At 59.9% G+C, this 397-nt stretch carries 1 pseudogene; it reads left to right on the top strand.

The annotated features are described in order from the left end of the window. A pseudogene (locus EN925_RS39425) lies at nt 1–281 on the top strand (iron-containing alcohol dehydrogenase); the annotation flags it as partial. Nucleotides 282–397 lie beyond the last annotated feature (116 nt).

The raw sequence follows: 397 nt of genomic DNA, 5'->3' as shown, positions 1-397 counted from the left end.
ACCGTGACTCCATCGAGGAGCGTATCGGCCGGCTCGCCGCCTATTGCGGCATCAAGGGCGGCTTCGACGGGTTCGCCAAGGCGATTATCAAGCTGCGCAAGGAATTGAAGGTGCCGCATGCGCTGCCGGGCCTTATCAAGGGGCTCGACATGGACAAGAAACGCAAGGCGCTGATCGCCGACATGGCGGTGGTCGATCCGACCGCCGGCGGTAACCCGGTCAAGCTGACCAAGAAGGCGGCGCTGACCTTGCTCGAAAACGCCATTGCCGGCACGGTCTGAGGCGTTTTCCGCGCCGCAAAGTGATCTGAAAAGGGGCTATGAAAACAAGGGGGAGGATGACGGGCAAGGCACAAACTAGTTAGCCGGAAAAAGAATCGCGGAGCGATTGCTACATC

It is taken from the genome of Mesorhizobium sp. M7A.F.Ca.US.006.04.2.1, assembly GCF_004022915.1.
Classification (GTDB): Bacteria; Pseudomonadota; Alphaproteobacteria; order Rhizobiales; family Rhizobiaceae; genus Mesorhizobium; species Mesorhizobium ciceri.
The sequence above is the reverse complement of the archived record's forward strand: the minus strand, read 5'-3'. Positions and strand labels throughout refer to the sequence as shown.